This is a genomic window from Methyloversatilis sp. (genome assembly GCF_965284615.1).
Lineage (GTDB): Bacteria > Pseudomonadota > Gammaproteobacteria > Burkholderiales > Rhodocyclaceae > Methyloversatilis.
The window spans coordinates 1,992,465-2,006,310 of the sequence record NZ_OZ260098.1 but is presented as its reverse complement, the minus strand read 5'-3'; the positions used below and the strand labels follow the sequence as shown (position 1 = coordinate 2,006,310).

At 67.0% G+C, this 13,846-nt stretch carries 12 protein-coding genes; 7 read left to right on the top strand and 5 right to left on the bottom strand.

What is annotated here, in order from left to right; all coding sequences use genetic code 11:
• The first annotated feature begins 35 nt into the window (after window positions 1-35).
• Genes ACQ66H_RS09580 through ACQ66H_RS09565 form a run of 4 tightly spaced genes read left to right on the top strand, consistent with a single transcriptional unit; the run spans window position 36 to window position 3,616 of the window.
• Window positions 36-1,370, top strand: coding sequence for an undecaprenyl-phosphate glucose phosphotransferase (locus ACQ66H_RS09580; protein ID WP_430433824.1), 1,335 nt, complete (start codon window positions 36-38; stop codon window positions 1,368-1,370).
• Entirely contained in the window at window positions 1,360-1,728 is a 369-nt protein-coding gene (locus ACQ66H_RS09575) for a VanZ family protein (protein WP_430433823.1), read from the top strand. The genes ACQ66H_RS09580 and ACQ66H_RS09575 overlap by 11 nt, the downstream gene beginning before the upstream one ends.
• Window positions 1,728-2,375, top strand: a complete 648-nt coding sequence (locus ACQ66H_RS09570) for a lytic transglycosylase domain-containing protein (protein ID WP_430433822.1) — start codon at window positions 1,728-1,730, stop codon at window positions 2,373-2,375. Before ACQ66H_RS09575 ends, ACQ66H_RS09570 begins: the two co-directional genes overlap by 1 nt.
• On the top strand, window positions 2,375-3,616 hold the full coding sequence (locus ACQ66H_RS09565; protein ID WP_430433821.1) for a TIGR03862 family flavoprotein: 1,242 nt from the start codon (window positions 2,375-2,377) through the stop codon (window positions 3,614-3,616). The genes ACQ66H_RS09570 and ACQ66H_RS09565 overlap by 1 nt, the downstream gene beginning before the upstream one ends.
• Here the strand turns inward: ACQ66H_RS09565 and ACQ66H_RS09560 are convergent.
• Window positions 3,604-4,614: a class 1 fructose-bisphosphatase gene (locus ACQ66H_RS09560; protein WP_430433820.1), complete on the bottom strand. Its 1,011-nt coding sequence runs from the start codon at window positions 4,612-4,614 to the stop codon at window positions 3,604-3,606. The two genes, ACQ66H_RS09565 and ACQ66H_RS09560, sit on opposite strands and share 13 nt — an antisense overlap.
• A 167-nt stretch (window positions 4,615-4,781) precedes the next feature.
• On the opposite strand from ACQ66H_RS09560, the gene ACQ66H_RS09555 reads away from it, so the two are divergent.
• Window positions 4,782-6,041: a D-amino acid dehydrogenase gene (locus ACQ66H_RS09555; protein WP_430433819.1), complete on the top strand. Its 1,260-nt coding sequence runs from the start codon at window positions 4,782-4,784 to the stop codon at window positions 6,039-6,041.
• On the opposite strand, the gene ACQ66H_RS09550 is transcribed toward ACQ66H_RS09555, so the two are convergent.
• Together ACQ66H_RS09550 and ACQ66H_RS09545 are read right to left on the bottom strand one after the other, a co-directional pair.
• Window positions 6,042-6,914, bottom strand: coding sequence for an NAD(P)-dependent oxidoreductase (locus ACQ66H_RS09550; RefSeq protein ID WP_430433818.1), 873 nt, complete (start codon window positions 6,912-6,914; stop codon window positions 6,042-6,044).
• A 10-nt stretch (window positions 6,915-6,924) separates the two neighbouring features.
• On the bottom strand, window positions 6,925-7,809 hold the full coding sequence (locus ACQ66H_RS09545; protein ID WP_430433817.1) for an NAD(P)-dependent oxidoreductase: 885 nt from the start codon (window positions 7,807-7,809) through the stop codon (window positions 6,925-6,927).
• A 147-nt stretch (window positions 7,810-7,956) separates the two neighbouring features.
• Here ACQ66H_RS09545 and ybiB point away from each other — a divergent pair, with 147 nt between their 5' ends.
• Entirely contained in the window at window positions 7,957-8,868 is a 912-nt protein-coding gene (gene ybiB / locus ACQ66H_RS09540; protein WP_430433816.1) for a DNA-binding protein YbiB, read from the top strand.
• Window positions 8,869-8,895: 27 nt separating this feature from the next.
• On the opposite strand, the gene ACQ66H_RS09535 is transcribed toward ybiB, so the two are convergent.
• Both ACQ66H_RS09535 and ACQ66H_RS09530 read right to left on the bottom strand, forming a co-directional pair.
• Entirely contained in the window at window positions 8,896-10,383 is a 1,488-nt protein-coding gene (locus tag ACQ66H_RS09535; RefSeq protein WP_430433815.1) for a methyl-accepting chemotaxis protein, read from the bottom strand.
• Window positions 10,384-10,415: 32 nt separating this feature from the next.
• Window positions 10,416-10,574 (bottom strand): hypothetical protein, encoded by a 159-nt coding sequence (locus ACQ66H_RS09530; protein ID WP_304001229.1) that lies wholly within the window; start codon window positions 10,572-10,574, stop codon window positions 10,416-10,418.
• A gap of 737 nt (window positions 10,575-11,311) precedes the next feature.
• Here ACQ66H_RS09530 and nirB point away from each other — a divergent pair.
• On the top strand, window positions 11,312-13,780 hold the full coding sequence (gene nirB, locus ACQ66H_RS09525; protein ID WP_430433814.1) for a nitrite reductase large subunit NirB: 2,469 nt from the start codon (window positions 11,312-11,314) through the stop codon (window positions 13,778-13,780).
• Window positions 13,781-13,846 lie beyond the last annotated feature (66 nt).

Genomic DNA, 13,846 nt, shown 5'->3' with positions numbered 1-13,846 from the left:
CTTCCGTATTGCGGGCACCGTTGAGCCTTTCCGGCATGGTCGAAATGTTCCTCGACCCGCTGTCGCTCATCCTGTCCCTTATCGCCTGCGCGTTCTATTACGGCGATACGATCGACGCGCGCTATGTCGTGCTGTCGCTCGTCGTCTTTTCGCTGTCCTTCCCCGGCTCGTCGCTGCTCAGCATGCGGCCGCGTCGGGTGATCCGGCAGACCGTCATCAGCTGGCTGCTGATCGCCTTCATCCTGCTGTTCTTCGGCTACGCCAGTCAGTACATCGAGAACTTCCCCTACGAGGTCGTGGTGTCCTGGCTGGTCGCGGCGCCGCTGACCCAGCTGGTCGCCCACTTCGTCGCCCGCGGCTATCTGCAGCGGGCCGCCGCGCAGGAAGCGAACCAGACCCGTGTCATCATCGTCGGCTGCAACGATATCGGTGTGTCGCTGGCCGAACAGTTCGAAACCAATCCTTATCTGGGCGTGCGCTGCGTCGGCTACTTCGACGACCGCGCACCCGAGCGCATCACCCAGCTCAACGGCCTGCCGCTGCTCGGTCGTCTGCGCGATCTCGCCGCCTACGTGAAGGCGAACCGCATCGACCAGATCTACCTGGCGCTGCCGATGGCCAGTCAGCCGCGCATCCTGTCGCTGCTCGACGACCTCAAAGATACGACGGTGAGCATCTTCTTCGCACCGGACATTTTCCTGACCGACCTGATCCAGGGGCGCATGGACTACGTGGCGGGCGTACCGGTGGTTGCCGTCTGCGACACACCGTTCACCGGCATCAACGGTCTGGTCAAGCGCGCGAGCGACATCGTGCTGTCCATCATCATCCTGCTGCTGATATCGCCGCTGCTGCTGGCGATCGCGATCGGCGTGAAGATGAGTTCGCCCGGCCCGGCGCTGTTCCGCCAGCGCCGCTACGGCCTCGACGGCAAGGAAATCGTCGTCTACAAGTTCCGCTCGATGACCGTGCAGGAGGACGGCGGCGTGGTGAAGCAGGCCACTCGCAACGATCAGCGCATCACCCGCTTCGGCGGCTTCCTGCGTCGCACCTCGCTCGACGAACTGCCGCAGTTCATCAATGTGCTGCAGGGGCGCATGAGCATCGTCGGCCCGCGGCCGCACGCGGTGTCGCACAACGAAACCTACCGCAAGCTGATCAAGGGTTACATGGTGCGTCACAAGGTGAAGCCGGGGATCACCGGCTGGGCGCAGGTGAATGGCTATCGCGGCGAAACCGAAACCGTGGACAAGATGCAGAAGCGCATCGAGTACGACCTCGAATATCTGCGTACCTGGTCGCTCGGGCTGGACCTCTGGATCATCGTCAAGACGGTTGCCGTCGTGTTCAGCGACCGCAATGCGTACTGAGGCTGTGCGTCTGCAGCCCTATCTGCAGTGGGCGGCCGGCCTGTTCGCGCTTACGATGATCGCCAGCCTGATCCGTCTCGGCGAAACCTCGCTGGCGGTCGGTCTTATTCCGTCGCCCTGGGACAAGCTCGCCCACGCAGGCACCTTCGGCGCGATCGCGCTGTCATTGTGGCTGGCGACCGGCCGGCGCTGGCTGTATGCGTGCGCCGGACTGGCGCTGGCGCTGGCTTGTTACGATGAGTGGCGGCAGCTCATGTTGCCGGGGCGCGAGGCCGATCTTTACGATCTGCTCGCCAACACCGTCGGCATCGCGCTGGCGGTCTGGTTCGCCACTCGACTGACTTCGAAGGAAGGCTGATGCGCACGCCCGTCATGCTGCTCGCGACACTGCTGATGCCCGTTGCCCACGCCGGCGACACTGCGGACTATCAGCTGCGGCTGCAGGGCGGCGCCGACTATCGTCTCCATCAACCCGAATCGCCGCGCATTTCCGAGGCTGAACGCAAGCAGGCTCGCCGCGAAGCGCTGGGCAAACTGCCATTCTCGGCGCAGATTGAGGCGGCGGCCGAGGCTGGCGGCATCGAACCCGAACTGCTGCACGCCGTCGTCCATGCCGAGTCGGCCTATAACCCGCGCGCGGTGTCGCCCAAAGGTGCGCTCGGTCTGGCCCAGCTGATGCCGTCCACCGCCCGCATGTACGGCGTATCCGACGCACTGAAGCCCGCCGACAATCTGCGCGCCAGCGCGCGCCACCTGCGCGACCTGCTGGATGACTTCGGCGACATCGAACTGGTGCTGTCCGCCTACAACGCCGGCGCTGGCGCGGTCAGAAAGTACGGCGGTGTGCCGCCCTACGCGGAAACCCGCGCCTACGTGCCCAAGGTTGCCGGCCGCTACGAGGCGCTGAAGAAGCAGGCCGAAGTGCCCGAGCCGCCGCTTCCACCGAGCCCCTACCGCCTACGCAGCGACGATAGTGCGCTGCGGCTGGTGCAGACACCGGACTGATGCCCGCACCGTCCAGCGCCGCTCAGGTCGCCATCGTCGGCGGCGGACCGGCCGGGCTGATGGCGGCCGAAGTGCTGTCGGCGCGCGGCATCGCGGTCGATCTTTACGACGCCAAGGCCTCAGTCGGCCGCAAATTCCTGCTCGCCGGCAAGGGCGGCCTCAATCTGACGCACGCCGAAGCCGCCGATCTGTTCGTTACGCGTTACCGCGAACGCCGCGCCGAAGTCGGCCACTGGCTGGCCGAATTTGATGCGGCCGCGCTGCGTCACTGGTGCGCGGGTCTCGGCATCGACACCTTCGTCGGCAGTTCCGGGCGGGTGTTTCCGACCGACATGAAGGCGGCACCACTGCTGCGCGCGTGGCTGACGCGGCTGCGCGCAGCTGGCGTGCGCTTTCACATGCGCCAGCGCTGGACCGGATGGAACGACGCCGGCGCACTGACCTTCGTCACGCCAGACGGCGAGCGGCAGGTTAACGCGCGCGCCACACTGCTTGCCCTCGGCGGCGCCAGCTGGCCGCAACTTGGCTCCGACGGGACCTGGATGCCGCTGCTCGACGCACGCGGCGTCGCACTCGCGCCACTGCGTGCCGCCAACTGCGGCTTCGACATCGATTGGAGCACGCACTTCGCCGAGCGCCACGCCGGCGCACCGCTGAAGAACGTCGTCATCCGCTTCGACGGCATGGACGAGACGCCGATCGAACGACGCGGCGAGTGCCTGGTCAGCGCGCACGGCCTGGAAGGCAGCCTGATCTACGCGCTATCGGCCGCGCTGCGCGAGCGCATCGAACGCGACGGTCACTGCGACATTGCGCTCGACCTGCTGCCAGCGCACGACGCGGCACGCGTACTCGATGAAATCCGCCGCCCGCGGGGCTCGCGTTCGCTCAGCTCGCATCTCGCCAGCCGCCTCGGCCTGGGCGGCGTCAAGCTAGGGCTGGTGCACGAGGTGCTAGACAAAGCCGCGATGGCCGACCCGTCACGCCTGGCGGCGACGCTGAAGGCGCTGCCGCTGCGCCTGTGGCGCACACGGCCGGTGGCCGAGGCCATCAGCACGGCGGGTGGCGTGCGGCTGGAGGCGCTGGACGACGGACTGATGCTGAAGGCGCTGCCCGGCGTGTTCTGCGCTGGCGAAATGCTGGACTGGGAGGCGCCGACCGGCGGCTACCTGCTCACCGCCAGCATGGCCAGTGGCCGCGTCGCGGCCGCCGGCATCGCACGCTTCCTTCAGACGGCGTGATAGCCGGTCACGCGCTCGACTTCATTCTTCGACCCCAGAATGACCGGCACACGCTGGTGCAGCTTTTCAGGCTGGACGTCGAGGATGCGCTGGTAACCCGTGGTCGCCGCGCCGCCCGCCTGCTCGATCAGCATCGCCATCGGATTGGCCTCGTACATCAGGCGCAGCTTGCCCGGCTTGGTCGAGTCCTTGGTGTCCTTCGGATACATGAAAATGCCGCCGCGGGTCAGGATGCGGTGCACGTCCGCCACCATCGAACCGACCCAGCGCATGTTGAAATCCTTGCCGCGCGGACCGCTCTTGCCGGCGATCAGCTCGTCGATGTAGCGCTTGACCGGCGCTTCCCACCAGCGCGCGTTCGACGCGTTGATCGCGTATTCCTTGGTGTCTTCCGGCACGCGCATGTTTTCGGTGGTCATGACGAAACTGCCGGTCTCGCGGTCCAGCGTAAATGCGTGCACGCCGTTGCCCACGGTCAGCACCAGCTGGGTGGCCGCGCCGTACACGGCATAGCCGGCTACCAGTTGCTGGGTGCCGGGTTGCAGGAAGGCCTTCTCATCGACCGGCTCGACGCTGCCATTCAGTTCCGGGCAGCGCAGCACCGAAAAGATGGTGCCGACCGAAATATTCACGTCGATGTTGGACGAGCCGTCCAGCGGATCGAACAGCAGCAGGAATTCGCCCTTCGGGTAACGGTTCGGAATCTGGTGCGGCAGGTCCATCTCCTCCGACGCCATCGCCGCCAGATGACCGCCCCACTCGTTCGCTTCCAGCAGGATTTCGTTGGCGATCACGTCCAGTTTCTTCTGCACCTCGCCCTGCACGTTCTCGCCACCGGCCTCGCCGAGCGAATTGGTCAGGCCGCCCTTGCCGACTGCGTTGCCGATCGCCTTGACCGCGCGGGCGACGACTTCGACCAGGAAGCGCAGCTCGGCGCAGATGCGCTCGCCGTCGCGCTGTTGCTGGATCAGGAACTGGCTCAGGGTGATGCGGGACATGTGTCGCGACTCCGGAATGGCAGGAAATGCATTATCGTGCACAGCACCATGATCCGGGTCGCACGATTTCACGTCCGACCGATTTGAACGCCGGCAGCGCGCCCTGCGCACGGAACCGGCAGCGGTCGCCCCCGGTCATCCACAGCGTCGTCCATAACTAGAACCGCATGCACATCCTCGTTCTGGGTGCCGGCGTCGTCGGCATCACCACCGCCTGGTACCTGCGCCAGGCCGGTCACACCGTGTCGGTCATCGACCGGCAGGCTGATCCCGCAATGGAAACCAGTTTCGCCAACGGCGGCCAGATTTCGGTCAGTCACGCCGCGCCCTGGGCCTCACCGCAGGCACCGATGATCGGGCTGCGCGGCCTGCTCGATTCGAATGCCCCGGTGCGCTTTTCGCCGACCGCCAACCACCGTCAGTGGCGCTGGATGGGCGCCTTCCTGTACGAGTGCCTGCCCGGCCGCATGCGTCGCAACACCGATGCGCTGGCGCGACTGGCGGTCAGCAGTCAGGCCGAGCTGCAGTCGCTGCGTCACGCGCTGAAACTGGAGTATGACCAGTCGGCGAGCGGCATCCTGCACGTGTTTTCCGAGCGTCGTGAATTCGAGCGTGCCCGTGCGCGCGCGGAGTGGCTGGCGCCTCACGGCATCCGCATCGACAGCTGCGACGCTGCGCGCTGCATCGACATCGAACCGGCGCTGGCGAGCAGTCAGCGCACACTGGTGGGTGGCCTGCACGCACCGAACGACGAAACCGGCGACGCGCACCGCTTCACGCGGGCGCTGGCCGCCGCCTGCGCCGATGCCGGCGTTACTTTCCACTACGAAATCACGGTCGAGGCGCTGGACATCCACGAAAACACGGTACGCGGCGTCGCCGTGCGCGACGCGCGCGGCGTGCGCGGCCTGCTGCGCGGCGAACAGGTGGTGTGCGCGCTCGGCACGCACACCCGTCAGCTGGTCGAGCAGCACGGCCCGCGACCGGCGCTGTACCCGATCAAGGGCTACTCGATCACCTTCCCGGCCGGACCGAATGCGCCGCGCACCAGCCTGACCGACGAGGAACACCGCATCGTGCTGTCGCGCCTCGGCGACCGCGTGCGCGTCGCCGGCATGGCGGAACTGGGCGGACTCACGGTGACGATAGAACCGGAGCGCGTGCAGTTGCTGACCCGGCTGGCGCGCGAACTGTGTCCGGACGCCGGCGATTTCGACGCGGCTGAGGCCTGGGCCGGCCTGCGTCCCTGTACGCCGGGCAATGTGCCGCTGATCGGCCGCAGCCGGATCGATGGCCTCTGGTACAACACCGGCCACGGCTCACTCGGCTGGACCCTGGCCTGCGGTTCGGCCAGGCTGCTTTCAAGGCTGATGGACGGTCAGGACCCGGCCTTCGACTTCCCCTGCCTGACCGGCCGACGACACTGATCAGGCGCTGCCCGGCCCCTCGAGCACGGTGAGCAGGGCCGAGGTGTCCAGCGTACCGCCGCCCTGCGCCATCAGGGCATTGAGTTGCTGCCACACCGCGGCCGACAGCGGCATCGCCAGCCCCAGTTCGACTGCTTCGCCGAGCACGATGCCCATGTCCTTGTGATGCAGGCGCGACTGCACGCCAGCGGAAAAATCGCGCGTCGCCATCTTGCCGCCGAACAGATCGAGCGCGCGCGACGCCGCCGATCCGTGCAGCATCGCCTCGCGCACTTTGCCGAAATCGACGCCGCTGGCCGCCGCCAGCCGCGCCGCCTCGGCCGCCGCCTCGATGAAGGCGCACAGGATGAGCTGGTTGCAGGCCTTCGTGACCTGCCCTGCGCCGTTCGGCCCGACATGCACCTGGGTGCGGCCAACTGCCGACAGCAGCGGCTTCATGCGCTCGAACACCGCCGCCTCGCCGCCAACCATGATGGCCAGCGTCGCCTCGATGGCGCCGCGCTCGCCACCCGACACCGGCGCATCCAGCATGTCGATGCCGCGCGCCTTCAGCGCCGTGGCGATGTCGCGCGCCACCGACGGCGGAATGGTGCTGTGGTCGATGAAGGCGCAGCCGGGCGCTGCGCCCTCGATGACGCCACGCGGGCCCAGCGCCACCTCGCGCACGTCGGCACCGGTGGTGACGATGCAGCACACGGCATCCATGCCGCGCGCGCAGTCTGCCGGAGAAGCTGACGGTCGCGCGCCCTGGTCGAGCAAGGGCTGCATCGATTCAGCGCGACGCGCCCACACGGTCACCTCGTGCCCGGCGCGCAGCAGATTGGCCGCCATCGCGCGGCCCATCGCGCCCAGACCGATGAAACCGATCTTCATCGCGAGCCCCTCAACGCTCGACGCCGCCGAGACCTTCGAGCACCTTCAGCACGGCGATCGAATCCTCCTCGCCCAGCCCCTGGCCGACCATCGCGTTCAGCATCTGCGCCGCCGCCGCCGCCGAAGGCAGCGCGAGGCCCATGCGGTGCGCCTCGTTCATGACGATGCGCAGATCCTTCTGGTGCATCCACGACTTGAAGCCCGGCTTGAAATTGCGGTCCAGCATGCGCTGACCGTGGTTTTCCAGGATGCGGCTGTAGGCGAAGCCGCCGAGCAGCGCCTCGCGCACGCGTGCCGAATCGACGCCGCTCTTCTCGGCGAAGGCGAAGGCTTCGGCCAGCGCCAGCACACCGACGCCGGTCAGAATCTGGTTGCAGGCCTTGGCCACCTGGCCGGCGCCGCTGTCGCCGACGCGGGTGACGTTCTTGCCCATCAGCTGGAACAACGGCAGCACGCGGTCGAACGCTTCCTGCGTGCCGCCGGCCATGATGGTGAGTGCTGCGTTGATGGCACCGACCTCACCGCCGGACACCGGCGCGTCGATCATCGACACGCCGCGCGCCGCCAGGCGGGCGGCGATGGTGCGCGCCGAATCCGGCGCGATGGTGCTCATGTCTACGAAGATCAGGTCGGTACGCCCGGCCGCGCCTTCAGCGATGCCCTGCGGGCCGAGCGCCACCTGCTCGACGTCCGGCGCGTCGGCCACCATCGAGAACACGACATCGGCTTCGCGCGCGATGTCGGCGATGGTCGAGTGAAAGGTCGCACCGCTGTCGCGGAACGGTTCGAGCGATTCGGGGCGACGCGCCCAAAGGTGAAGGCTGTGACCGCCCTTGGCCAGATGCCCCGCCATCGGGCGGCCCATCAATCCGAGTCCGATGAAACCTACTTTCATGTCCGTCTCCTTATATGTATGCATCGCTGTGCGCAGAGCGGCTCTGACCCCGCGGCAGGCGCCGGTGTTCCGGCGCGCCCGATTCGACTGCATGGGAATATAACGCAGGCCGGCACGGGGTTCGGGCGCGGGCATAATCCTGTACCCATGAACTACACGAAACAGATCAAGGAAATCGGCCGCGGCGCCAAGGGCTCCCGTTCGCTGTCGCGCGACGACGCGCAGGCGCTGTTCGCCGACATGCTCGACGGGCGCGTGCCGCCGCTGCAACTGGGCGCCATCGTGCTGGCGATGCGGATCAAGAGCGAGTCGCTGGACGAACTGCTGGGCTTCAAGGCGGCGATCGACGCTCGCATCGCCCACGTCGCCGCGCCGGCGGGCGCACGCACCGTGGTTCTGCCGACCTACAACGGCGCCCGCCGCCGCCCGAATCTGATGCCCTTACTGGCGATGCTGCTGGCACGTGAGGGCATTCCGGTACTGATCCACGGCCGCTTCGATTTCGACACCCGCGCCGACCCGTTCGCGCTGCTGCGTGCGCTCGATCTGCCGATGGCGGACAGTCCGACGCACGCCGGCGAACTGCTGGCGGCGCAGCGCATCGCCTGCATCGGCGTCAACAAGCTGCTGCCTGGCCTGGATGCGCTGCTGTCGCTGCGCCCGCAACTGGGCGTGCGCAACTCGGGCCACTCAATGACCAAGATGATCGATCCGATGCCCGGACGCAGCGTGCGCGTGGTGCCGGTGACGCACCCGGAATACCTGGAGAAGATGACGCAGTTCCTGCGTCTGGACGGTGGCCGCTCGATGCTGATGCGCGGCACCGAGGGCGAGGCCTATGCCAATCCGGCGCGCCGACCGCAGATCATCGGCTTCATCGATGGCGTCGAATCGGTGCTGTGCGAAGCGGAGGAAGGCAGCGCGCTGACGCAGCCCGAACCCGGCATCGAGGCGCAGGCGAACGCCCGCCTGATACGCGAGATGCTGGAAGGACGCAGCGCGATGCCCGCGCCGCTGCTCGCCCACCTCGACGCCTGCCGGCAGCTCGCCTGTACCTGAGCGCGGTGCGGCAGCAGGTTGACCGCTTCAGCTCACCCTGAACTGGCTGCCTGCGTCGACCAGCGACTGCGCCATCGCATTCAGCTGCGCCGCCGTCGCGCGGTCTTCGGCCGCCATCGCGGCCGTGCTGTCGGCCAGCGCCGCGACCTGCTCGACCCCGGTTGCGATCTCGGTCGCCGCCTGCGACTGCTCCTTCATCGAATCCGAGATGCCGACGATGATGGTCATCATCGCCGCGATGTCCGCGGACACCGCGGCGATCGACTGACTGACTTCGCCGACGCGATCGACGCCGCGCTGCGCGGTGGCGACCGTGCTGGCGACGCTGTGCAGCGCCTCGTCCTTGCTCGCCTGCATGGCCTCAACGGTGCGGGCGATGTCCTCAGTCGCGTTGCGGGTGCGTTCGGCAAGCTTGCGCACCTCGTCCGCCACGACTGCAAAGCCGCGCCCCTGTTCGCCCGCACGTGCCGCTTCGATGGCTGCGTTCAGGGCCAGCAGATTGGTCTGGTCGGCGATCTCCTTGATCAGCGCGACGATGGATTTCACGCTTTCGAACTGCGCGCCGATCCGCTGCATGCCGTTCTCGACCTCGTGGATGGACGCGCCGGTATGGCGAATCTCGTCGGCCAGCGTGTGCATCACCGCCACCCCTTCGTCCGCCGACACGCCGCCGCGGCGCACGCGGAGGCTCGCCTCCTCGGCGTTCTGCGCAATCTGCTGGATGGACGCCGTCAGTTGCTGCACGGCCGAGGCCATGCGTTGGGTTGCTTCGCTCTGCTGACCGGTCGAGGCGGTCACCTGCTCCGCGTTGGCCACCATCGTGTCGGCCACGCGCTGCGCGCTGGCGGACTCGGTCACCAGCAGGCTCACGGTGCGCGACAGCCGTGCGCGCATCTGCTCCATAGCGGCGAGCAGCGGCATGCCCGCCTGCTGCGGAATTGCCGACGCGAGATCGCCGGCGCCGATGCGTTCCGCCGCCTCGCCGACGCGGGCCGCCTGCAGCGCCTCGCGCGACAGGCCCAGCGCCATGTAGCACAGCAGCCCGGCCTCGGCCACGACGAATGCTGCGTGCACCAGCACCATGTTGAAGTTGGCGCCGCCATTGAAGATGAACACGCCAAGGCCGGCTGCCTGCATGAAGTTGAACGCCAGGTGATGCACGGCGATCAAGCCGGCGGCCACCAGCACCGGCCGCCAGTCACGGTAATAGAGCAGGAAGGCGAGCAGGACGAAGATGCTGAAGTGCGCCTCGATCAGGCCACCGGTGAGCTGGATCAGCAGCGCGGCCAACACCATGAAGGCACTGGCGAAGCCGGTGCGCGACACCAGCGAGCCCGGCGCCATCCGGAACAGCGCATAAGGCACCAGACAGGCCGGCACGCCGACCAGCAGAGCGGTGGTCAGACCGCCGGAAATGGCTGCAAGGACGATGCACACCGCGGACAGAACGGTCGCTGTGCCGAGCATGACCCGGTCTGCGCTGACGGAATAGGCGTGAAGCGCGTGGTCGTTCATCGTGAAGGTCTCCAGAGGATGTTCTTGTCCGGTCAGTCGCGGGTCACGCAGACACCGACCGGATTGTTTTTCATGTGCGCAAGCAGCACGCCCCCGCTGGCGACGAGCCAGCTTGCGAGCAGACACCAGGCGAGCGCGGTGCGGCCTGTTCCGGTGCGGCGCTTGGAGTGGTCAGGGCCTCGATCGTTCATGACGTGTTTAACGGCCCCGCCGGTACTTACTGGAGCGCACCGGCGTGAAGAGCGGCTGCACCACATCCGTGCGAGGACGGCCCGACCGGCGACGGCCAAGCGCGCCGGGAAGACCTCGAAATCCAGGCAACAACTCATATGAATCAGCAGGTTGAACCCCTCGGAGCGACGGCTCCGAACGGGTGAGACAGACCTGGCAAAACTTTTGCTTTGTCGATACCCGTGAGAGGGTTGGCCGCGCGTGCGGGCATCCTTGCACCAGGCTTGGTTCACATCGGCACCATCGAAGTTCGCCTCCCGGCATAGCCGGCACGGCGGACCTGGATAGAAAGGCCAGGGCACACACGACGCAACGATGCGCCGTGCCCCGGCTGGTCGCCCGGTCACTGAAGCAGGTCGAAGACAAAAGGCGGGCGCAAGCCTGCGACACACCGGCACCGCATCCAGGATGGAGCGGCTGTCGTGAACGCTGCGGGACGCATCGAATGCGCCGCGCAGCCCGGTTTTATCGGCTTCGTCTCCCAATGGCGGGACACGACCGACCCAGCGCGTCATTTGCCGACCGGCACGATCCGGTCACGAAAGGTTTTGCCCTACAGGCGCCAGCGATGCTGCAGGCGCAGGTCTGTGCTCGTCCCTGCGAACCCTACCGGTCCGCGGCGGCACAGCCGGGCAAGGAATGTCGGCTGCACCCGGTGCGGTCTGTTATTGCAGCAATCGGTAGAAGGAACGGGGACATGGAAAAGAAGCGTCTGGTCATGGTCGGCAACGGAATGGCGGGCTGTCGCACGCTGGAAGAGCTGCTCAAGATCGCACCGGAGATGTACGACATCACCGTGTTCGGTGCGGAGCCGCATCCGAATTACAACCGCATCCTGCTGTCGCCGGTGCTGGCCGGCGAAATGACGGTGCAGGACATCATCCTGAACGACTGGGACTGGTACCGCGACAACAACATCACGCTCCACACCGGCAAGAAGATCGTCAAGATCGACCGCAAGGCGCGCAAGGTGTTCGCCGACGACGGCACTGAAGCGGAATACGACCGCCTGCTGCTGGCCACCGGCTCCAACCCCTTCATCCTGCCGGTGCCGGGTAAGGACCTGCCGGGCGTGATCGCCTACCGCGACATCGCTGACACCGACGCGATGATCGAAGCCGCCGCCACGCGCAAGCACGCGGTGGTCATCGGCGCCGGTCTGCTCGGACTTGAAGCGGCCAACGGTCTGGCGCTGCGAGGCATGCAGGTCACCGTGGTACATCTGGCGCCGTGGATCATGGAACGCCAGCTCGACAAGCCCTCGGCCGACATGCTGCAGGCCTCGCTGGAAAAGAAGGGTCTCGCCTTCCTGCTGGAAAAGCAGACCGAATCGCTGATCGCCGGCGCCGATGGCCGGGTGTCCGCGGTGCGTTTCAAGAGCGGCGAAACGATTCCGGCCGACCTCGTCGTGATGGCCGCCGGCATCCGCCCCAACACCACGCTGGCCGAATCGGCCGGCATCCACTGCAACCGCGGCATCGTCGTCAATGACACGCTGCAGACCTACGACCCGAAGATCTACGCCGTCGGTGAGTGCGTGAACCACCGCGGCATCGCCTACGGCCTGGTCGCACCGCTGTTCGAACAGGCCAAGGTGTGTGCCAACCACCTCGCCCAGTACGGCATCGGCACCTACAAGGGCTCCGTCACCTCGACCAAGCTGAAGGTGACCGGCATCGACGTGTTCTCCGCCGGCAACTTCATGGGTGGCCCGGGCTGCGACGACATCGTGCTGCACGACCCGGCGGGCGGCGTGTACAAACGCCTGGTGCTCGAAGGCGAGCGCCTGGTCGGCGCCTGTCTGTACGGCGACACCGCCGACGGCAGCTGGTACTTCCAGCTGATCAAGGACGGCCAGGACATCCACGCCGTGCGCGACCACCTGATGTTCGGCCAGAACCACCTCGGCGACGTCGGCCACAAAGGCCAGACCCAGGCCGCCTCGATGCCTGACAGCGCCGAGGTCTGCGGCTGCAACGGCGTGTGCAAGGGCACCATCGTCAAGGCGATCAAGGAGAAGGGCCTGTTCTCGCTGGACGACGTACGCAAGCACACCAAGGCCTCCAGCTCCTGCGGCTCCTGCACCGGCCTGGTCGAACAGATCCTCGCCTCCTGCGTCGGCGGCGCCTACACGCCGGCCGATTCCAGCTCGAAGCCGATGTGCGGCTGCACCGACATGAACCACGGCGACGTGCGCGCCGCCATACGCGACCGCCACATGATCGACATCCCGACCGTGATGCGCGAGCTGAAGTGGAAGACGCCCAACGGCTGCGCCTCCTGCCGCCCGGCGCTGAACTACTACCTGATCTCGACCTGGCCGCACGAAGCGAAGGACGACGCGCAGAGCCGCTTCATCAACGAGCGCGCCCACGCCAACATCCAGAAGGACGGCACCTACTCGGTGGTGCCGCGCATGTGGGGCGGCCTCACCACACCGGGCGAACTGCGCGCAATCGCCGACGCCGCCGAGAAATACAAGGTGCCTACGGTGAAGGTGACCGGCGGCCAGCGCATCGACCTGCTGGGCGTGAAGAAGGACGATCTGCCGGCGATGTGGGCCGACTTCGCCAAGGCCGGCATGGTGTCCGGCCACGCCTACGGCAAGAGCCTGCGCACGGTGAAGACCTGCGTCGGCGCCGAGCACTGCCGCTTCGGCACTCAGCTGTCCATGGGTCTGGGCGTCAAGCTGGAAAAGATGCTGTTCGGCATGTACAGCCCGCACAAGGTGAAGCTCGCCGTGTCCGGCTGCCCGCGCAACTGCGCCGAAGCCGGCATCAAGGACGTGGGCGTGATCGGCGTCGAATCCGGCTACGAAATCTATGTGGCCGGCAACGGCGGCATCAAGACCGAAGTCGCGCAGTTCTTCTGCAAGGTGAGCAGCGACGAGGAAGTGATGGAGTACTCCGGCGCCTTCCTGCAGCTTTACCGCGAAGAGGGCTGGTACCTCGAGCGTACGGTGCACTACATCGAGCGCGTCGGTCTCGACTACGTGAAGGGCAAGGTGGTCGATGACGCCGAGAACCGCAAGGCGCTGTACGAACGCCTGCTGTTCGCGCTGCAGGACTACAAGGACCCGTGGCTGGAGCGCGCCGAAGCCGACGCGAAATCCGAGCTCGGCCGCGAGTTCCGCACCATCGCCATCAAGCAGGCGATGAAGGCTTGATTCAGGGATGAGGGGCCAGAGGCTAGGGGCTGGCAACAGCGCCACCTCTCGCGCGGCAAAGCCGCG